This is a genomic window from Nocardia sp. XZ_19_385 (assembly GCF_015355755.1).
Lineage (GTDB): Bacteria > Actinomycetota > Actinomycetes > Mycobacteriales > Mycobacteriaceae > Nocardia.
Genome location: NZ_JACVEE010000005.1, coordinates 270,907 through 290,531 on the forward strand (window position 1 = coordinate 270,907; position 19,625 = coordinate 290,531).

Consider the following 19,625-nt stretch of genomic DNA (forward strand, 5'->3'; position numbering starts at 1 on the left):
CAATTTGGAGTTCGCCGACCATACAGCGAGCGTTGTAGGTGCATGCGCTGCGGCCCTAGGACTCGCTGTATCTGTCGCGACACTGGTGGCAAGCAAGACGAGTACCCACTCGGTTCGCGCGTCCGGAGGCCGATCCGTCGCTGCGGGTGGAGATGTAAGAGGCAACGCTATCGGGCGAGACTCATTGATTAAGGGAGTGTTGCCTTCAGTGCACCCGGTGACGCCGCAGGCCTCCGGTGCCGATATTTCAGCTGAGGGTTGGGAAGCCATCGCCGCGGGTGGCAATGTTGCGGACAACGCGATAGGTGAGGGAAGCGAACGATGATTTGGTCCAGGCAGCGCGACCATCATGGGAGCACTGCCAAGCAGCCTGCGGCCCGAGTAGTCGACTTAACCAAGACCATCCCGTACGCACCAAGCCGAGTTTCTGCTGAGCGTAAAGGATCTCTCGCGGCCGGAGGCAATGTCGCCGGCAATGCGATTGGGGAGGGAAGTCAAGCTACCTATATCGAGAAACTCGTAGTAGGCAACAGTCCGACGGTGCACTCCACCTACGCCCGGGACCTGGCTCCTCCGCCTCTGGGTCATATCGCCGACCGAGTCGCTCTGAGAGCCTCGATCGAAGATCAACTTCTCAAAGACAATTCCACAATCGTATTTCTCGAAGGGGCAGGGGGGGTCGGGAAGACGACGTTGGCTGCTCAAATGTGTGCTGACGAGAGCATTCGCCGCCGATATCCCGGAGGAATAATCTGGACCTCCCTCGGCCAGGATCGGTACGGCGCGGCACTCGCCGATCATATAGGCGACCTTTGCGAGTACTTAACTCATCACCGCCCGACTACGGCGGACCCGACCATGGCTGCCGCCGCGCTCGGCGAGGCACTGGGCGGCCGGAGCCCAACTTTGATTGTCCTAGATGATGTTTGGGTAGAGGAACAAATCCGACCATTTCTCTTAGGGGCTCCAAACACCTCAAGGCTATTTACCACCAGGAATAAGGGCTTGGCTCCGAAGACAGCAGCGATCGTGGAGATCGGTCCGATGTCGGAAGAGGAGGCCCGCGCAACCGCTTCCGAGGGGCTGCCAATGGTCGGTGCGAGCTCAATCGACAAAATTATCCAATCGGCAAAAGGGTGGCCGGTCCTACTCGGGCTGATGAATGCCTCCCTGAAGGAACACATTAAGGCAGGCGGGCCGCCGAGCGAGGTTGTGGACTGGATTCTGCAGTTGGTAGAGGATGATGGGCCTTTCGCCCTCGATTCTGCTGCGCCCAATAGCCTCAACCGGACTTTAGCGAAGGTTCTTAGTACCAGCATTGATTTCCTTAGCCATTTTGAGCGTGAACGTTATCTAGATCTTGCTATTTTTCGCGAAGATGTATACGTACCCAGCTATATTGTATTGGCTCTATGGCAGAGTGCGGGCGGTTTGAGTCATGATGAAAGTACGCAACTATGGTCGAAGCTATCGGCGTTGCGCCTCGTATCCGAGCGCTGGGCGGAAGGTCAGCCGGCCCTTGCCGTCCACGACATCTTGAGATCATATTTACGTCAACGCCTACCGGCTGACGTTATGGCTAATCGCCACGCCTTTTTGATAGCCGGAATCAAGGCTCTCGCCATAGGGCAGGAGTGGTGGAGTATCCCGAGCAAATACAAGTACGCGCTGGAACACCTTGGGTATCACTTAGCGCAGGCCGACATGATCAAGGAGCTTGCGACCCTCGCTACGGATCTTCGCTGGGTTGAGAAGCAGATAGTGTGCTTGGGTTCAGTCGCACCAACCGTCGCTACACTTCGCGAAGTTGAAACCGAGAGTGCATCACTGCTCGCGAGCATTTTGGAAAACGACGCACACGTATATTCGGCAGACAACTCCGTCGGTGCGACATTGATTAGCAGGTTGCTATGTATTGAAGGCGTCGAGGCTCTGGCCCGGGCGCGCGTTCAGACTCTACCAAAACCAAATTTGCAGGCAATGTGGCCAGTCCCCGATGTTTCAACAAATCATTCTACAGGGCACATGGGCCCAATTGGCGACTGCGCGATCTCGCCCGATGGAACGATGCTTGCGACGGCATCGGACGACCGACAAGTAATTATTTGGGATTTCGAAACGAGAACGGTTCGGCATCTCCTTCGTGGTCATAGGCAACGAGCGCGGGCCTGCTCATTCTCGCCGGATGGCAACTACCTCCTGTCCGCAAGTATGGATGGAACGCTCCGCGTATGGAGTGTCCTTGACGGGGCGCTGCTGCAGACACTTGGAAATTCCTCTAATCGCATCCTCGGTTGTAGTTGGTCAAGGGACGGGTTGAGAGTGGCAGCTGTAGCAGACGATGGACAAGTATCGGTCTGGAACGCCGCCACTGGCAAGGCGGTATTTAGCGTCTACAGTGACAGCAAATACGAGTGGGATTGCTGCTTTTCACCCGACCAAGAAATACTGACGACGTGTGGGGAGGACGGCATTGTTAGACAATGGAATTCAACCACCGGCGACTTTGCTGGAGAAATTGCAGTGCACTCTGACAGAATACGATGGTGTACCTACGACCCGGCTGGCCGTCTGATCGCGACTGCTAGTAGCGACGGCACTGTAAAGCTGGTGGAAGCTCATTCCGGTTCTGTCCTGAGGACTTTAGAGACTCACACAGATCGTGTGCGTGCTTGTACCTTCTCGCATGATGGTATGTATCTTGTCAGCGTATCCGAAGACAGACGGGTCTGTTTGTGGGAAGTCGTCAGCGGCAAACTTATACACACCTTTGTCGGGCACACCGATTGGGTGGGCGGATGCGCCTTTCAGGTCGACGATTCGCGCCTAGTGACTTGTAGTGGAGATGGAACTCTGCGTATCTGGGATATGTCGGCGTTAGTTTTGGAAGCAGTTGTAGAGGCCCCACGGGACGCAGTAGGCTGCGTCAGCTTCACCTCAGATGGATCTAGATTCGTCGCCGGCGGGAGAGATGGAAAATTGAGTGTCTTCGATCTCGAAAATCCGACGCCCACGATGTCAATAGATGCCCACTCAGGCCGCGTACTCTGCTGCGTAGCACACGTGGAGGGCGTGCTGAGCGGAGGGTCCGACGGAAACGTTCACTTGTGGGACCCCCGCACGATGGCACTCAAGCGTAGCTTCACCAGACATTCCGGCCGAGTATGGGGAGTAGCAATCGCGGCGATGGGAAATCTGGTGGCATCGGCTGGAGAAGACGGCCGGATCATGGTACACGAGCTCGACTCGACGGATTTGGTGCATGTCCTCCATAGCCATAATGGGCATGTCCTGAACTGCGCGTTCGCTCCCGATCGAGCCATCCTCGGCTCAGTAGGAGACGATGGAATATTCCGAATTTGGGATGGGTCTTCGGGGGCTCTTATACGCGAGCTATCGGCGGGAGCCGACACGAAAGTCTGGGTTTGCGACTTCTCGCCGGATGGAAAGTTTGCTGTTACTGCGGGTGAACCCAGTGGCTACGCAGCGTTGTGGAACATGAGGGACTACAGCCTTGTATCGCTAATTAAAATCGGACAAGGGCGCACTACCGGATGCTCTTTCTCCCCTGACGGGAGGTTTATAGCTGGCTGTGATGACGATGCTTTTCTGGGGGTGTGGGAAGTCCAGACAGGGCGCCAGATTTGCGGAATCCGGGCCGGATATCCGCTGCAGAAATGTTGCTGGACCATTAAGGGCGGTCAGCTCATCTTGGTCGCAGGTGGCGCTGGCGGCGTGTATGTCTTTAAGCTCGAGTTCGGCGAGTAACCGAATTTTTGGCGACAACCAATAGGTTCTCAATGGCCGGATCCGCACCGCGTGCTTGGACCCCGGCAAAGGAAAAGGCTCGCCCCAACTACAGAATTCACGTCTGCATAATTCATGTCTGCATATCAGCTCCATCCGCCGAGCTTCGCTTCTAAAACCGGCTGGTCTGCCAGAATTTCGGCCTTAATGGTTGAAACCCTCAGGTCGCTGTATTGACAATCGCGCCAACTCGCCTGCCATAATGCTTGCTGTCGGCTGATCGCAGGCAGAATCCCGACGCTGCAGCCTCGAAGCGCATCGCGGAGGCTTTCGGCCATCGAGACGTAGCCGCTATCGCAGTGGATTAATGTGGCTTCGGCGTGCCGAGTGGTAGGTTTTCGGATGTTATGCACACAAATTGAGCGCTTGGTTGAAATCATCTGACCTATGTGGGGCCCTGTGGGCGGAATTGGCGAACCTAAACTCAGCTACTTGTAGAATCTGTGCACCGCAAGGGGTTACGCTTATCCCATGGACTCTGCAGAACGAGCTACAAATGATCTTCCAAAATCGCTGTTCGCCGATGATGTAGCAATAAGTCGAGTTGGATTCGGGGCATGGGCTATCGGTGGGCCATACGAAAATGGATGGGGGCCGGTGGACGATGATGTTTCTGTCCGTGCGATATTGAGGGCGGTGGACCTCGGCGTAAATTGGATTGACACGGCTCCCGCCTACGGGCACGGGCATTCTGAATCAGTTGTTGGAAAAGCACTTAATGCCGTGGGCGGTAGCGCTCGACCTCTCATTTTCACCAAGTGTGGCCGAACCTGGCCCGGCGGTAAAATAACTTCAGATCTGCGGCCGAAGTCGATCCGTAAGCAATGCGAAGACAGTTTAAGGCGGTTGTCGGTCGAGCGAATCGACCTTTATCAAATTCATCGGCCAGATTCGAACACCGGTACTCCAATTGAAGAATCATGGGGTGAACTCGCGCATCTTGCAGACGAAGGCAAGGTTCGGTGGATTGGTGTCTCTAATTGCGACCAAGAGTTTATCGAGCGTTGTGACCGGGTGCGAGCGGTGGACTCGTTTCAGCCGCGGATCAGCATCGTAGATCAGTCAGCTCTCGCCCTGGCTGGATGGTGTCGGAAGCAAGGGATTGCTGTGCTTGGCTATTCCCCGCTCGGATCCGGGTTGTTAACTGGAAAGTTTAGTCCGAAAAATCTTGCTCCAGGGGACTGGCGGATAAATTCGAGTCGGTTTAACGGAGCTAGCCTGGATCGAGGACTGGCGCTAGTCGACACGCTGGAATCTGTCGGCGCCAACAAGGGCAAGTCTGTTATCGATCTAGCCCTTGGCTGGGTGCTTGCCCGGGACGAAGTTACTGCCACGATTGTCGGCGCACGTCGGAGCAGCCAAGTCGATGAATGGGTTCGAGCAGCAAGTAATCCACTTTCAAAAGAAGTAATTGAGATACTCAACACGATATGATGAGAAATGAAATCATAGCAAATGACCATGCGCAAACTGTGTTGGTTAAACATTTGCAGGATACTGAAGTGTGCTTGCGCGCTGCGTTGCGTAGAGTCGACCCCAAAGCAGATTGCCAAATATGCCCTGCAGCGGACCTCGGTATTCCATACGACGTGATTCGACTGGCGGGAGGGTTTGCCACGGGCTGCGTAGTCGACTGGTCATGTCGAGTTCCGGCAATTCCAATCGACATTACAATGAATATTGATACGTCATCAATCTTCTGGCTGAGCGGCGCATCTGAATACTCGTTCTCCGAGCATGCCTTGCGATGTCTAAAGGCCTCTATCGATGAGCGTAGTAGCTATGAGTGGAACTTCAATGGGGGCAATCACTTCATTACGCATGCACGGGCTTCTTCGGGGGATGACGTACTGATCATCCATAGCAATGAAAAGGAATTTAAGAATCAATATAATGGCCTGTTTCCAGAAGGCGGTAACTGGTATTCTGACGATATTGTCTGTACTCTACATAGCGGGAAGCCTTTAAGACTTTTAGTCGGCAGCAAGGCTGAACTATTTGCCCAGACGGCACGTATGCTTGAGGGGTACAATATTGTAAGACATCGGTTTGTCGCGGAGATGCTCACGGGGAAGTTGCATCGCATTGTGAGAGAATCTCACAATCACCACTATTATATGCCAACCTTCACTTCGGCGGCTATCGGGTGTTTCGTGCTTGAACCTGGCGATTGTGTACCGATCTTCAGTACGGTCGGCGAAGATATTCTGATGTTCCGAGCGATTGCAGGAGGAGCGAATGCAATTGCATTGTCGGGGGGAGTGGAACGGCTGATCGTGCCGCATGGCTGGGGGATGACGCTATCGGAGCCGGCGGAGATGGTATATGAAGGTGGCTACTTTTGCTTAAACGGAGGGAGATATCTAATGGAGAATGGAAATTCTCTATTTCAGAATCCGAAGGTGGTTCAGCGTTCGTTTCCGCTTGGACAGAAGGGCTTTATAGAGGCGATTTCCGACCACACTCCCGGTGAGATTGTGGAAGTATTTGAGCAAGTATCGTCGTATTCCCGCCATGGCTTCGTCAGGCATTGTTAGTGTGGTTCACGGACAGTTGGAGAGGCTCTGGTAGCAGTCGGCCTATATGCCATCGATGTCGCCAAGGTTGCTCCGATAGAGCCCGCCGGATCTTATCGTAGGAACGGTTAGCGGCTACCGTTCGTCTGTCGTCTCGTTTGTCGTCCCATTGTGTGGGCCACTCGGCGGGTGAGGCGCTTCCTCGTCATGCTGTCATGCTCACAAGGAAAATTTGGCTATGCAAAAAAGTGCCTTTCGGAATCGGGTGCGAGAAGCTTGGGATACAGGAACTGTTGTCGCCATTAGCGGCATCGACGGGTCCGGCAAGTCGACATTGCTTGAGGCGCTCGGGCGAGCCTTGTCCGAGGCGGGTATCGCTACCCATTGTACGAGACAACCCACTGACTTCTACCGTCGATTGGAACCAGTAAAGAGATACCACGAAGGGTCCGCCGGTGTTATCCCGTCTGAGTGCTTGGCGTTGTTGTCCGCTGCAGATAGGCTGTTGCATCTAGCGGTAGATATAGTACCCGCACTGGAAACTGGTGAGGTTGTTTTATGTGATCGCTTTATGCTTGCTGCGAGTGCAGTCTTCTCTACGCGCGGGATCGCGGATGCATGGTTCCAGCAAATTAACGAATTTTGCCCCGAGCCGCATGGTCAGATATTGCTTGATATTCCAGGAAAAGTCGCGGCTGCCCGGATCGTTGCCCGAGGAGGGGACATCGCGCCGGTGGAGCGATCGAGCGCTACTTTAGAAGCGCTCCGGGCGGCCTACCACACCCGTAAATATGATAATTGCTTGCAATTGGACGGAACGAAGTCTCGTGAAGACCTCCTCGGTAGTTCATTTGAGTACGTTATCGGCATTATTCGAGGCCGGAAGAATTAGGTTAGCCCTGGCTCCGCTGCCCTAAACCGTTGATTCGTGTGGCGGCGAGCCACGCGATCGGTGATATCGGCAACAGCCGGCGCGATGGCGGCGGTCCGCGGATCCCGTTGCAGCGCAGGCTCTCGTGCCGTTCGACGGCACTGGGGTCTGCCTCGGGTGGTTCGAAAGGAGGGCCCCGTCATCTGGTTCGCTGGGTGTCCGGCCGTTCTCGCGTTGCGTCACTGATTTCCCAGCACGGCCGGCGAGCTTTCGTTGTTCCTCGACCTGCTTGCAACGCATCGCCCGAGGTTTACCGTTCGGCTGATCCGTATAAGACTTCTGGCAGTCACGACTGAGATCGGGTTGGCTCGTGCGGTGGGGAGGACCGTAGCGATTGGGTAAGGGCGGTGCCGAGTTCCTTGGTGAGTGAACCGGTGTGGGTGATGCCGAGTTCGGTGGCCAGGGTGGTGGCGTAGAGACGGGTGGTGGCTTCCATGACTTCGGCGTAGGTGTTCACCGAGACACGGATGCGATGGCGGGCGGCGACGGCGAGTGTGATCGTGATGACGGCGGCAGGCCACCAGCGTGGGGTGAGGGTGAGGTAGAGGAGTGACCAGCCAGCGAGACCGGTGGCGCGGGTGAGGCTCGAGCGGGTCTGTACGACTTCCTCGCGCGCGCGATCGGGTAGTACCAGCCAGGTATAGGGCCAGACGGTGGCGAGGTCCAAATTATAGTCGCGGTGGAGGCGCAGGGCTGCGGCGTGGATCCGGTCGCCGCTCCAAGTAGGGCGTTGCGGGCGCTCGGCCGCGATGCGGGATCGGTCGCGGGCGGCTCGAGCCAGCGTGGTCAGCGTGGGACGGTCGCGGGCATGCGGCGCCATGGCCTGTTGATCAGTGCGATGGTAGTGCTCGTGCGCGGCGTCCCAGAGTGTGCGGCGACGACGGACTCTGTCGGCGGCAAGTGTCGACAGCGGACGCGGCCAGGTCTCCCACTCCGCGGCCAGGACGATCCGCTCGATCACCGTGGCCAGCGCCTGTACGAGCAGACCCGCCATCGTTGCGCCAACTAGGATCGCGCACAGCACGATAGCTTGGCCGCCCGTGGTGGAGACGGTCGGATTCTTGGCGGTTTCGCCGATCTTGCGGACCAGGACGGCGATGTCGAGGGCACGCGCTTGCCCGAGGTGGATCGCTGCGGCGGTGATCGCCAAATAGAGCGCACCTGGTAGTGCCAGCAGGGACACCCATCGCTCGGCGAGCTTCTTGCCGAGTTCGCTCCACATGCCGCCCATTCAGCGCTTGATGTCTTTGATCAGCTCACATCCGGTGATGGCGCACAGGGGGTTCTGGCTGCCGACCTCGTCGTCACGGCGGCCGGTGCACATCGTCTCGGGGCATCGGTACACGATCTCGATCGGACGCAGACCCGCACCTGTCATACCGCGCAGGTTGCCGAAGATTCCGCGTGCGTCGCCTGCCCGCTGGAGAGCGGTATGCAGAGCGTCGAGCGCGGACGAAATCGCCTGCGTATCGCGGGATCTCATCCGGATGAGTAGCTGCTGTAGTGGCGTCGTCGGATCGGCGCCGGTATCGCGGAGCAGGCGACGGATCTCGTCGAGGCTTCCGCACGCGTACGCCAAACCTGCGCTTACTCGAAGAGCTTCCCGCTGTGCAGGCTCCACACCCTGCCTCCCCGTCCGCGTCATCCGTTGTCCGCGCTCGATGGAGTCTCAACGACACCGAAATGCGGTCGCATATCGAGATAAATCTACACTGCGGCAGACCCTGACGCGTGTCGTGAGCCGAAAGCTGCTCGAACACAGCGATTTCGGGCCTGTAGAATCGCTCGCTTTCGGCTCGTCAGGCGTCGGGTGTCGCGGCCTTCGATGGTCGGATCAGACACCGATTACGCCTCGCAACTGTCGAGGTAGCGCCGCCCAAGCTACCTCCTAGCCGACCGCGGCTCCGACTACGACAAGTGCTGGGCAAGGCTTCGCGCTCGCGGTATCGATCCCAGGATCGCACGCTCCGGCACCCGCCCCCGGTTCCGGACCTCAGCACCCGTCAGTGAATGTAGACCACCCCCGCGCGAGCTCGGCGACGACCCGCTCGGCTGTGATCGAACGTCCACCGGATACAACAACGACTCACGAGTGCAATCTTCACCGCCCGTCGTTGGTAAAACCGGACTGGAAGTCTAACGCTCAGACCACCTCATCACGTTGGCGTCGATCGGCATCGATGAGACACCGCGCGCTTGCCGGGGCGATTGTCGCCCACATGATAGCCCTTCCTCGCGTCACAGCTGATGCATTCACTTCAGATTCACCGGATCACGTTGGCAACGCCGTCCGACGCGACACGCCACCAGGGCCCAATGGTGCGCCTAAGCTCTCAGGTGACTGAGCCAGGTTTATAGGGGGTGTAGGCGATGGGGGCAGACCGAGAAGGCGTCGGGGACACCGAATGGCATCAAGCACTTCACGCGGCGGTGGTATCGCGAATCCAGCAGTTCGAGCAATCGTCGGAGCCCCAGGCAATGTTCGGTCCTGATGTCGATTCCGAGATTGGACAGCTGTCCGCCGTGATCGGAGCCAATCCTTCAGATCTGTATTCGCGGATCCTGCTTGGCTGGCTGTATTGGCATCGATTTAACGTTCTTCCGGAAAACCTTCGTCAGCCTTCGCTGGAGGCTGCCGTTGATGTTCTCACCTTGTGCTTTCTCACTCTTGATGTCAGTGACCTGGCTCGGCTGCCGAGCCAATTGCTGCCAGACCTTGCAGACAATGCGCTATCCCCCGCACTCTCGGTGCTTGAGAACGCCCTTGCCTCGTCCGACGCCCACCTCGTCGCTGTTGCGGTCGAGTCGTGGCAGCGAATCGTCAATGCGATTCCCAGCGAGGACCCCGACCGCGCCAGTATGCTCTTCAACCTCGGAAATGCCCTGGTAGCACGGTTCAAGCTGACCGGCGCATTGGAAGATCTCAACGAGGCGATCGTCAACCGACGGCAAGCAGTCGATGCCAGCCCCGCCGACAGTCCCGACCATGCCACGATACTGACTTATCTCGGCCTGGATCTGCGAGAGCGGTTCAACCACACCGGCAGTCTGCAGGATCTCAACGACGCTATCGCCACTACACGCGAAGCGATCGTTTCCACCTCCACAGACAACCCCGACCGTGGGGCGATGCTGGTCGATTTCGGGGACGATTTGTATGTACGGTTCAACCGGACCGGCGCACTAGAGGATCTGAACGACGCGATCGACGTCGCACAGCAGGCCGTCGACACCATCTCCACCGATGATCCCGCCCGCGCAGCTGTACTGACAGACCTTGGTGAACGCTTGCGAATGAGGTTCATGCGGACGGATGTATTGGAGGATCTCGACCGCGCCCTCGATATGTTCCGCGCCGCAAGCAACACCAACCGAACAGGACGCCTCAGTCGCGGAATGTTGCTATCCAACCTAGGTGGCGCTCTCCGGGCACGGTTCAAACGCACAGGTGCGCTCGCAAATCTCCACAACGCGATCGACATCGGACGGCAGGCCGTCGCCGCCATGTCCGCCGATGATCCCGCGCGCGCTACAGCGCTTTCCAACCTCGGCGTAGCTCTTCACGAGCGGTCGATGCGGACAGGCGACACGCAGGATCTGGACAACGCAATTGGTATGCTCCGCGCGGCGGACGAGATCGCCTCAAGCGGACAGTCTGGTCGCGGGACGCTGCTCTCCAATCTCGGGAGCGCCCTACAGGACAGGTTCACCCGGACTGGTTCCATAGAGGATCTCAACGACGCTATCGACATCGGACAACAAGCCCTCGAGGTCGCTTCCGACGACCCCATGCGCGAGGTGTTGCTGTCCAACCTTGGAAGCTCCCTGGTCCACAGATTCGAGCGGACAGGTAAGTTAGCGGATCTCAGCAATGCTATCCGCATCTACGGCGCGGCATGCGACACCGCCCCCACCCACGGCTCCCGCCGCACCACGACGCTGTCCAACTTGGGAGCCGCTCTGCGGGCACGGTTCGTGCAGACGGGTGCTTTAGAGGATCTCAACGATGCAATCGACGTCGGACGGCAGGTGGTCCACACCATCTCCCGCGATGATCCCGCCCGCGCCACAGCGCTTTCCAACCTCGGTGTTGCCTTGCGGGCGCGGTTCGAACGGACAGATGCGTTGCAGGATCTTGATGACGCAATCGAAATCCTCCGCGAAGCAGTCGATCGCATCCCCCCCGACCACCCCAACCGGGCCACCGTAACGCACAACCTCGGTGTGGCCATGCGGGCGCGGTTCGAACGAACAGATGCGTTGCAGGACCTCGATGATGCGATCCAAATCCTCAGCGAAGCAGTCGATCACATCCACCCGGGCAAGCCCGGTCGAGCGACTTCGATGACCAATCTCGGTATCGTCCTGCGGAAGCGGTTCGTGCGGACCGGCGTGCTGCACGACCTCAACGATGCCATCGACATCGAGCAGCAAGCGGTCGCTGCCACTCCCCAAGACGACCCCGCTCGCGCCGCACGGTCGGCCAACCTCGGTTTCGCCCTCAGAGAGCGGTTCGACCACACGGGTGCATCGATCGACCGTGACGCAGCGATTGCTGCCTTCGAGTCAGCGCTCGATATTGAATTTGCCAAACCATCGATTCGCATCAAAGCAGCGCGCGCTGCGGCGGGCATGGCCGCAGAGACAGAGCGGGTACGGGCAGCGCGATTGTTGGAGCGAGCGGTGCGGTTGCTGCCGAAAATCGCTCAACGGGAGCTCGAACGAGCAGACCAACAATATGCATTGGGTGATTACGCTGGACTCGCCGCCGATGCTGCGGCGCTGGCGCTCGACAACACGGCCATCCCGGAGAGGGCACGGGCAGAGGTGGCGCTACAGCTACTAGAGTCCGGTCGCGCAGTGCTGCTCAGTCAAGCCTTGCACGTTCGCAGCGATCTGACCGACCTCCACAATCAATATCCAGACTTGGCAAGACGATTCAGCTTCCTGCGCGACCAACTCGACACAGTCGGCAGCACCATTCCGGCCCCCCCGGCGGAACTTGCCGGGCGCCTCGTCAACATCAATCACAGTGCCCAGGACCACCGCCGGCAAATCGCAGCCGAACTCAACGACACCCTCGCCAATATCCGTGCCATAGACGGGTTCGCTTCCTTCGGACTGCCGCCATCTCGTGACGAACTGCTCGCCCAAGCCGCCCGAGGTCCGGTCGTGACATTCAATATCAGCGAGTACCGCAGTGACGCATTGCTTCTGACCACGGCAGGTATTGCGGGCATACGCCTACCCGGACTCTCCCCTGAGCGGCTCGTCCAGAAGATAGTCATTTTCCAAGGTGCCCTGCACGCCGCCGACCACCACGTGGACCCATTCGAGCGAGTCGCTGCCCAGGGGGTGGTGACCGAGATCCTGCAGTGGTTGTGGAACAACGCCACCGGTCCGGTTCTGGATGCGCTCGGCTACAGGCAACCATCCCCAGCAGGGGCGACGCCGCCTCGCATCTGGTGGATCCTTGGGGGACTGCTCAGCCTGTTGCCCATCCACGCGGCCGGCTACCATACCGAGGCTCCCAGCCCACGTCGCAGGACCGTCATGGATCGGGTTGTCTCCTCCTACACCCCTACCATCACCGCCCTTCGGTACGCGCGCCAGCATCCACCGACAAGGCGGCCCGACACCGCCCTTCGAGCACTCATTGTTGCCCTGTCCAGCACCCCGGGTATCGAAGGGCGCCTGGATTTCGTTGGCGACGAGGCTGCAGCACTGGCCGCTCGTCTGCCCGGATCGCTCCTACTTTCCGGACCCGACGGATCGAAAACGACACGGCCCATAGGCAGTCTGCCGACGAAACGCAACGTCATCAACAATCTTTCCGACTACCCGATCGCACACTTCGCTTGTCACGGCACTAGCGACCCCACCGATCCATCCCACAGCCAACTGTTGCTGCACGACCACCGTAGCGATCCACTCACCATCGCCTGCCTCGCCCCGATACGCCTCGAACAGGCACAGCTGGCCTACCTATCTGCCTGCGAAACCGCGCTCAACAAGAACATCGAACTCATCGACGAAGTCATCCACCTCACCGCGGCTTTCCAGCTCGTCGGATACCCACACGTCATCGGCACCCTATGGCCAATCAACGACCCCTACGCTGCTCAGGTCGCCGAGCACTTCTACGCCGCTCTGCTACCTGCCCGCGCTGGCGACTCCTACGAAATCGAGTACGCCGCCCACGCGCTGCACTTCGCCGTCCGCACTATACGTGACGTCATCCCAGCGACCCCGACACTGTGGGGCGCCTACCTTCACGCCGGCGCATAACCAAGGCCACTCCGCACACCGCAAAAGCAAACAATCCGACCCATCTCTCTGATTGGAACGTCCTCCTGCTCTTGCCATTGCGACACCAAGCCCGACAAGCGCGTCGGGGGGACGTTCCCCACGTCACGGAAACCGAGGCACTAAGCGCGTCTTTCTATGCCGCCTATCGGGCGGCACGGCGTCGTCTCGGTTAGGGCCTGTGGAAGTCGACGACCAGGTGAGGGGTGCGGCCACCCTGTCGGTTAACGTTCGTTAGCAATGGTTCCGTCTATCTCGGAGGGCAATTCAGCATGGCGCGCAAGGTCGTTGTGACACTGGTCGATGACTATGACGGCAACTCTGCAGCGGAGGAGACTGTGTCCTTCGTCTTCGATGGGGTTGCCTATGAGATGGACCTTTCCACGCTCAATGCCAAGCTGCTGCGCGGTGTATTCGAGCAGTGGATTCCGTACGCGCGCAAGGTAGGTCGCGCGCCGCGCAGGACCGGTAGCCGCAAGCGTTCGGTGGTCGACCGTGACCAGACCGCGGCCATTCGAGCGTGGGGGCGTGAGCAGGGGCGCGATGTTTCCCGGCGGGGGCGTATTTCGGCTGGGCTCGCCGCGGCCTACGCCGAGGCGAATCGGTAGCGCTGCTGGACAGGTGACGGCGCTGGTGAAAGCCTGAGGGGATAGGTGAGCTGAGGCCCGCAGCAGAAGAGGAAGCCGGGTCCCCTTCGGTTTCGGCGGCGCGCGATCACGCCGCCATCGGCGGTCTCTTGGACTCGAATTCGGCAGCAAGAGGATGTTTTTCACCGGTGAGTGCCGTTAGCGCGGCGGCCACTTCGTGCAGCGATGCTTTGACGTAGGTGAGGGTCGCGCCAACGTTGCCTCCGATTTCGGCATGACCGGCGTAGGCGCGGGCGACTGCGTATCCGTAGTGCCGCTCGACCCAGGTCAGGGTGGTGTGGCGTAGCCAGTGGGCGGTGATTTGCTGGGTGGACACGGGGGGAAGGTGTTTGCCGATGCGTTTCCAGATGTGGTCGTAACGTCGGCCGGTAATGGGTCGCCCATTGCGGTAGCGCAGGAGTTGTTCGGAGTTGGCGGCACCGCGGTCACGATGCCGGAGCAGCGCCTGCATCAGGGTGGGGGAGACAGGCTGCCAGCGGACCGCGTCACCCTTCTCATGGAGTTGGATCAGGCATTGTTCGGCGTCGAGGTCTCGCGGACGAAGCGCTAGAGCGCCCCCACGCCGGCATGCGGTCTCGATGTGGAGTCGCAGGATGAGGGTATCGAGTTCTGGGTCGTTGCCTGTCGTGGCGGCGACTCGGTTGATATCGGCGATAAGGCGATCTGGTAGAGCTCTCCTGTTATTGGGCAGACGTCGCGGCTTGATGATGCGGTTCGCTGGGTTCTCTGCTGCAGGAAAGTGGCCGTCGGCTTGCCCTTGGCGGTATAGGGCGCGAAGCGCACCCACCATATGTTCTGCGGCCGAGCGTCCGCCGCGCGAGTTTCGGCGGACGGCAGCCTGTTGTTTTGTGTGCTCGATCAGCTCTCTGATCTCGAGTGGGGTGGGTTCGCTGATGGGGCGGGATCCCCATTCATTGACGATGCGCCGCCAGTAGGGGCCGTAGGTGCGCAATGTGCCTGGGGGGAAGGCGCTTTGGAGCTGGTGAATGTACTGGTCGAAGGTGGGGACAGGCTGGGTCTGGCCTACTCTTTCGAGAAGATCTTCGGGACGCAACCCGAGCCGCTCCAGTAGTAGCCGCGCAGCTTCAACCTCGGTGGTCATGACTCGCACCAGGGTCGAGAATCAAACGACCACAAGGCATTTCGCACAGCGGCCGGGGAATAGACTGCAAGCGTGCGAAGGTTCCGACTTGCCGCCAGCAGCACACGGTCGTGATTCTCGATCCTCGCGCAGCGCCGTATCTGCGCGGGAAGGCGCAGATACTCTCGATCTCCGACTGCGTACGATCCGGTTGCGGCATGGGCGAGGACGACAATTCCGTCGAGGACGCTGATAGTCAGGCGGAGACCTTGCTTCCATCCCAGATGCTTCAGGCTGGAGCGGTCAGACAAACGACCGTCAGCGTCCACGCTGGCCACAGCTATGTAGGCATAAGACATCCCGAGCTCCGGTAAGTCTGGGATCGGGGGGAGGGGGAGAGGGCTGCTTGCCGAGTCCTGGTCATCAGTTGTGAACATTGGTCACGACCTCGAGTCGGGATTGAACCGCTGTTTTGAGGCGTAGCGGGTATCCGTTCATTAGGAGCATCCGTTCGATCCGGCGGAAGATGTGCACCCATGCACTGGCAGGCCGTCAGCCGAATTTCGCATGTTTGCGCAAGATGCCCACGCCTCGCTTGTAAGCGGTGACGCATCAACGGCGAGAACGCCACCAGAACGCGGACCTACCGGCTTCGGTCCGCCGAGCGCACGCCAGCCAATGACCTGGAGCGGGTCAGCTGGGCTGAGTCGGGGAGCCTGCCAGCCAGCGGAGTCGCTTTCGCATACCGATTTGCCCTCTTGCGGAGATATTTCAAACCACTTCCGTTTCCCGAGCCGCCCGGCACCGTACCGAGACCGAGTGCATCGACGGTTAGACCGGAACGGTTACCAGGCCGATGCGATGGAGTTTCTCGTTCCAGGCAGATGATGGGTGCTCGGCTGAGACTTTGACCTGTGGATGTTGATTACTGGACGGCAAGGGTTGGCGGGCAGACTCGAGCATCTACGAATTTGGCGGGGTCCCTTTCCTGAATTCCAGAAGGGGCACGTCGTAGAGGTCGGACCGTGGTGTTCTTGTCATCGTGGGCTGGAGGACTTCGATGATGAGGAGTTCGGCGAGGAACAGCACTTTTGCCGAGAGCAGATGGCTGGTGTAGCCGGATGCTGCGTGTTCTTTGAGGCCGACCGCGACGTGGATGTGTGGCGAGATCGTGTCTGTGTCCGGGTCGTAGGCGAGGCTTCCTCCACCGAATGCTTCGACGTTGGTGAGGTGGACTTTCGACCAGACTGGCGCTTCAGGATTGTCGAGTTTGTCGCAGGTGCCGACGAGGTCGACTTCGCTGAACCCGGCGATAAAGGACGGGATGTAGCCCTGCTGGAGATTGTTGGTTCGGCAGAAGTCTGCGAGGGCGGGGTAGAAGTCGTCTCCGTGGTCGAACACCACTCCGAAGCTGCGGCCGAGGGTGAGTTCGTGGCTCCGCATCAGGCGTCCTTGGCGGAAGGTGTTGGCCAGGGCCATGTTTCGGGGTTTGCGTAGCCTCCTGCCGATCCGAACGCTTGGGAGATCGTGGCGGCCTCGCAGTTCGCGGAGAGTAGCGTGTGCAGCAGGATCCGCGCTTTGAGGGGGTCGAGGTATCCGGCGGAGATCATGCCGCGGGCGAGGAGGTCGCGTTCGGATCCCGGGAAGCCGTAGGTGGATTGGAGTACCGACCCTGAGCCTGTCCGTGAAGCGAGCACTACTGGAACGGTGGCGGCCAGGGTTTCGATCGGCGCTACGAGGCGACTGGGTACGTGTCCGCCGCCAACTCCGGCGATGACCACACCGTCGATGTGGCCGGTGAGAGCTCGGAGCAGGGTTCCATCGTCACCGAGGCCGACCGTCAGGATCGGGACGCGAATGTCGTCGCCGGGCTTCGCGGGTACGACCGTGCGGGTGCTGAGATGATTGAGTAGGCGCGGTTGGCCCTCGGCGAGATAGCCGAGCGGGCCGCCGGTGGGAGATTGGAAGGTCGCGGTGCTTGTGGTGTGGGTCTTACGGACCCGCCGGGCGGCGTGGATCTCGTCGTTGAACACGACAAGACAACCATGGTTCCGGAACGCGGGGTGTGCCGCGGTCTGGATTGCGGCAAGGAGGTTTGCTGGTCCGTCGGCTCCGGCGAGGGTGGGGTTGCGCATCGCGCCAGTGACGAGGACGGGTTGGGCTTGGTCGTGGAGTAGGTCGAGGAGGTAGGCGGTTTCCTCGATGGTGTCGGTGCCTTGGGTCACCACGGCACCGTCGGCGTCGGCGAGCTGACCGCGGATTGCTTCTGCGAGTTCGGTGATGTCGGAGATGGTCAGGGAGGCGCCGGGTACTTGACGGAAGTTCACTACGTCGACGGCGATATTCGCTTCGGACAACCCCGGTACAGCGGCCACGAGTTGGTCGGCCGACAGGGTAGGGGCGACACCGCCGGTGCTGGTGGTTGACATGGCGATGGTGCCGCCGAGACCGAAAACGATCACGCGGCGGCGATTTTCGACTGGGGACACTTCGCCAGCCTAGCGATCTTGAGGGTTGAGGGAGCCCAGAAATCGGCATGCGCGGTCGAGGCCGGCGAGGGACAGCAGGCGGCTGCGTGGTTTGCTGAATCCGGCTGTCCCGTATTCGGCGAGCTCGGCTGCCCTCGTGGTGACCCAGACCCAATCGAGTGCGAGGTAGTCGCACAGTGATCGAAGGCGCAGATCGGGGGTGGGGGCATCGAGGATGGAGTGAACGCGCGCCCATCCGGTGGCGTCGCCGAATTCACGCAGGGTGGGTCGGTGGTCGGTGACATCGACACGCATGTGTTCGGCGTTGGCCCAGGTAGCCACGATCGCCCGACGGCCTTGATCGTCTTGCTGTGGTGGCCGGCGAAAGCCCGCGCGACGGCGTAGCCGAAGTTTCGTTCGACCCAGGTGAGGGTGGTGTGGCGGAGCCAGTGGGCGGTGACGCCTTGGATCGTGACCCAGGGCAGTGTTTCACCGATGCGTTTCCAGATGTGGTCGTAACGGCGGCCGGTGATCGGTTTGCCGTTTAGGTAGCGCAGTAACTGTCCGGATGGAGGGCTGTGGCGGTCCTGGGCGTGGGCAAGGAGGTGTCGCATAAGGGTTGGGGAGACCGGCTGCCAACGGTCGGTTCCTTCCTTCTCTCGTAGGTAGATCAGGCATTGGTCGGTGTCGAGGTCGTGGGGGCGCAGGGCGAGCGCTCCGCTTCTGCGGCAGGCTGTTTCGAGGTGCAGCCGAATGATCAGGGAGTCGAGTTCGGGGTCGTTTCCGGTGGTGGCGGTGACGTGGCAGATTTCGGTGAGTTGGTGGGAGGGGATGGCGTATCGGTGGGATGGTCGGCGGGCGGGGAGTGCGACTTGGCGGGCAGGGTTGTCGCATGGGCGGATCCAGCCTTTGGCTTCGGCGTATCGGTATACGTAGCGCACGGTGGAGACGAAGTGGGCGACAGCGGTGGCGCCGCCCTGGGAGGCCCGGTTGACGCGGTGGGTGGCTCGGATGGCTTGCGCCATCTCGTCGAGATCGGGCTTGGTGACGTCGTCGAGGCGCCTGTCGGGCCACTGCTGTTCGAGGCGGTTGAGGTGGGTGCCGTAGGTACGCTTCGTGCCCGCACCCAGCGTGGCGCGCACTACGGGGACCACTTCACCGAAGGTCGGGACGGTGGTGCCCACGGTCACGAGGTCGGCCGGTGAAATTCCCATCTGTGTCAGCAGGATTCGGGCCGCTGCAATGGTTTCGAGGGACAGGGGAGTGGGCGTCGACATGGCTTTCACTGCGCCAACAGGGCGAAGGTGGAATGGAACAGTTCATCGAGTGCTCCTGGTGGGTGTACCGCGAGTTGCTGAACGCTACGGCGACCGACGATGAGGACTCGGTCGCCTATGAGCAGGCCAACTCGACGTCGCAGCCGGAACGGAATGCGAAAGTAGCCGTCGGCATTCACTCGCGCCGATCCCTGGGGATAGGGGCGGACCAGGAGTAGTCCGTTGGCGAGTCGGATCTCCAGTCGGGTGTGTGGTGCCCAGTCCAGCTGCTTCAGCACGTGGCGGTCGTTGACGCGCCCGCCGTCTCCGACGGTGGACATCCCGTAGGCGACATCGCGATCCGCCGCCAGGATCGCTGGTGGGGGCGGAGTGGGGAGCGGGCCGTGGATCAGCTCCTGCAACGGGGCTTGTGGGGGAATGAGTGCCGGGATCATCGCGAACCCCATTCGTGCGCGCTGGCCGGTTCGCTGATAGTGGATTCTGGTGGATCTGCCAGGAATAACCCCAGTTCAGAATGGAAAACCACTGGTCGCCTCCGTGTGTTCGAGTGGTCTCGAACACACATCCGTCAAAAGCGGCGAATTCGCCGGGG

Annotated in this window: 14 protein-coding genes and 1 pseudogene; 7 read left to right on the forward strand and 8 right to left on the reverse strand. The window is 60.0% G+C overall.

Annotated elements, in window-relative coordinates; genetic code table 11:
- Nucleotides 1-321: 321 nt before the first annotated feature.
- On the forward strand, nucleotides 322-3,768 hold the full coding sequence (locus IBX22_RS33280; RefSeq protein ID WP_194819770.1) for an NB-ARC domain-containing protein: 3,447 nt from the start codon (nucleotides 322-324) through the stop codon (nucleotides 3,766-3,768).
- Nucleotides 3,769-3,893: 125 nt separating this feature from the next.
- Here IBX22_RS33280 and IBX22_RS33285 read toward each other — a convergent pair whose 3' ends face one another.
- Nucleotides 3,894-4,187 carry a hypothetical protein gene (locus IBX22_RS33285; RefSeq protein WP_194819771.1) on the reverse strand — a complete coding sequence of 98 codons (294 nt, stop codon included), beginning with the start codon at nucleotides 4,185-4,187 and terminating at the stop codon, nucleotides 3,894-3,896.
- A gap of 91 nt (nucleotides 4,188-4,278) precedes the next feature.
- On the opposite strand from IBX22_RS33285, the gene IBX22_RS33290 reads away from it, so the two are divergent.
- From IBX22_RS33290 to IBX22_RS33300, 3 genes are all read left to right on the forward strand, one after another.
- Entirely contained in the window at nucleotides 4,279-5,241 is a 963-nt protein-coding gene (locus IBX22_RS33290) for an aldo/keto reductase (RefSeq protein WP_194819772.1), read from the forward strand.
- Nucleotides 5,238-6,344 carry a hypothetical protein gene (locus tag IBX22_RS33295; RefSeq protein WP_194819773.1) on the forward strand — a complete coding sequence of 369 codons (1,107 nt, stop codon included), beginning with the start codon at nucleotides 5,238-5,240 and terminating at the stop codon, nucleotides 6,342-6,344. Before IBX22_RS33290 ends, IBX22_RS33295 begins: the two co-directional genes overlap by 4 nt.
- A gap of 217 nt (nucleotides 6,345-6,561) precedes the next feature.
- Entirely contained in the window at nucleotides 6,562-7,215 is a 654-nt protein-coding gene (locus IBX22_RS33300) for a hypothetical protein (protein ID WP_194819774.1), read from the forward strand.
- Nucleotides 7,216-7,540: 325 nt separating this feature from the next.
- Here the strand turns inward: IBX22_RS33300 and IBX22_RS33305 are convergent, their stop codons facing one another.
- The gene (locus IBX22_RS33305; protein WP_228539997.1) at nucleotides 7,541-8,485 is read right to left on the reverse strand and encodes a hypothetical protein; all 945 of its coding nucleotides are present in this window, start codon (nucleotides 8,483-8,485) and stop codon (nucleotides 7,541-7,543) included.
- Entirely contained in the window at nucleotides 8,486-8,875 is a 390-nt protein-coding gene (locus tag IBX22_RS33310) for a hypothetical protein (RefSeq protein WP_194819776.1), read from the reverse strand.
- Nucleotides 8,876-9,124: 249 nt separating this feature from the next.
- On the opposite strand from IBX22_RS33310, the pseudogene IBX22_RS37730 reads away from it, so the two are divergent.
- The 3 genes and pseudogenes from IBX22_RS37730 to IBX22_RS33320 form a co-directional block, all read left to right on the forward strand.
- Nucleotides 9,125-9,226, forward strand: a pseudogene (locus IBX22_RS37730) (IS5/IS1182 family transposase); the annotation flags it as partial.
- Nucleotides 9,227-9,624: 398 nt separating this feature from the next.
- The gene (locus tag IBX22_RS33315) at nucleotides 9,625-13,542 is read left to right on the forward strand and encodes a CHAT domain-containing tetratricopeptide repeat protein (protein ID WP_194819777.1); all 3,918 of its coding nucleotides are present in this window, start codon (nucleotides 9,625-9,627) and stop codon (nucleotides 13,540-13,542) included.
- Nucleotides 13,543-13,832: 290 nt separating this feature from the next.
- Nucleotides 13,833-14,168 carry an Lsr2 family protein gene (locus IBX22_RS33320; RefSeq protein ID WP_194819778.1) on the forward strand — a complete coding sequence of 112 codons (336 nt, stop codon included), beginning with the start codon at nucleotides 13,833-13,835 and terminating at the stop codon, nucleotides 14,166-14,168.
- 106 nt (nucleotides 14,169-14,274) lie between these two features.
- On the opposite strand, the gene IBX22_RS33325 is transcribed toward IBX22_RS33320, so the two are convergent.
- The 5 genes from IBX22_RS33325 to IBX22_RS33345 form a co-directional block, all read right to left on the reverse strand.
- The gene (locus IBX22_RS33325; RefSeq protein WP_194819779.1) at nucleotides 14,275-15,309 is read right to left on the reverse strand and encodes a site-specific integrase; all 1,035 of its coding nucleotides are present in this window, start codon (nucleotides 15,307-15,309) and stop codon (nucleotides 14,275-14,277) included.
- Nucleotides 15,310-16,251: 942 nt separating this feature from the next.
- Nucleotides 16,252-16,731, reverse strand: coding sequence for a PPC domain-containing DNA-binding protein (locus IBX22_RS33330; RefSeq protein ID WP_194819780.1), 480 nt, complete (start codon nucleotides 16,729-16,731; stop codon nucleotides 16,252-16,254).
- On the reverse strand, nucleotides 16,731-17,777 hold the full coding sequence (locus IBX22_RS33335) for an asparaginase (RefSeq protein ID WP_309234890.1): 1,047 nt from the start codon (nucleotides 17,775-17,777) through the stop codon (nucleotides 16,731-16,733). The genes IBX22_RS33330 and IBX22_RS33335 overlap by 1 nt, the downstream gene beginning before the upstream one ends.
- The gene (locus IBX22_RS33340) at nucleotides 17,747-18,970 is read right to left on the reverse strand and encodes a site-specific integrase (RefSeq protein ID WP_228539998.1); all 1,224 of its coding nucleotides are present in this window, start codon (nucleotides 18,968-18,970) and stop codon (nucleotides 17,747-17,749) included. The genes IBX22_RS33335 and IBX22_RS33340 overlap by 31 nt, the downstream gene beginning before the upstream one ends.
- 68 nt (nucleotides 18,971-19,038) lie before the next feature.
- On the reverse strand, nucleotides 19,039-19,467 hold the full coding sequence (locus IBX22_RS33345) for a hypothetical protein (RefSeq protein WP_194819781.1): 429 nt from the start codon (nucleotides 19,465-19,467) through the stop codon (nucleotides 19,039-19,041).
- Nucleotides 19,468-19,625: the final 158 nt, after the last annotated feature.

Coding starts and splice junctions, on each gene's coding strand:
- IBX22_RS33280 (WP_194819770.1), top strand. CDS start 322: ATGATTTGGTCCAGGCAGCGCGACCATCATGGGAGCACTGCCAAGCAG.
- IBX22_RS33285 (WP_194819771.1), bottom strand. CDS start 4,187: ATGATTTCAACCAAGCGCTCAATTTGTGTGCATAACATCCGAAAACCT.
- IBX22_RS33290 (WP_194819772.1), top strand. CDS start 4,279: ATGGACTCTGCAGAACGAGCTACAAATGATCTTCCAAAATCGCTGTTC.
- IBX22_RS33295 (WP_194819773.1), top strand. CDS start 5,238: ATGATGAGAAATGAAATCATAGCAAATGACCATGCGCAAACTGTGTTG.
- IBX22_RS33300 (WP_194819774.1), top strand. CDS start 6,562: ATGCAAAAAAGTGCCTTTCGGAATCGGGTGCGAGAAGCTTGGGATACA.
- IBX22_RS33305 (WP_228539997.1), bottom strand. CDS start 8,485: ATGGGCGGCATGTGGAGCGAACTCGGCAAGAAGCTCGCCGAGCGATGG.
- IBX22_RS33315 (WP_194819777.1), top strand. CDS start 9,625: ATGGGGGCAGACCGAGAAGGCGTCGGGGACACCGAATGGCATCAAGCA.
- IBX22_RS33320 (WP_194819778.1), top strand. CDS start 13,833: ATGGCGCGCAAGGTCGTTGTGACACTGGTCGATGACTATGACGGCAAC.
- IBX22_RS33325 (WP_194819779.1), bottom strand. CDS start 15,309: ATGACCACCGAGGTTGAAGCTGCGCGGCTACTACTGGAGCGGCTCGGG.
- IBX22_RS33330 (WP_194819780.1), bottom strand. CDS start 16,731: ATGCGGAGCCACGAACTCACCCTCGGCCGCAGCTTCGGAGTGGTGTTC.
- IBX22_RS33340 (WP_228539998.1), bottom strand. CDS start 18,970: ATGGGAATTTCACCGGCCGACCTCGTGACCGTGGGCACCACCGTCCCG.
- IBX22_RS33345 (WP_194819781.1), bottom strand. CDS start 19,467: ATGATCCCGGCACTCATTCCCCCACAAGCCCCGTTGCAGGAGCTGATC.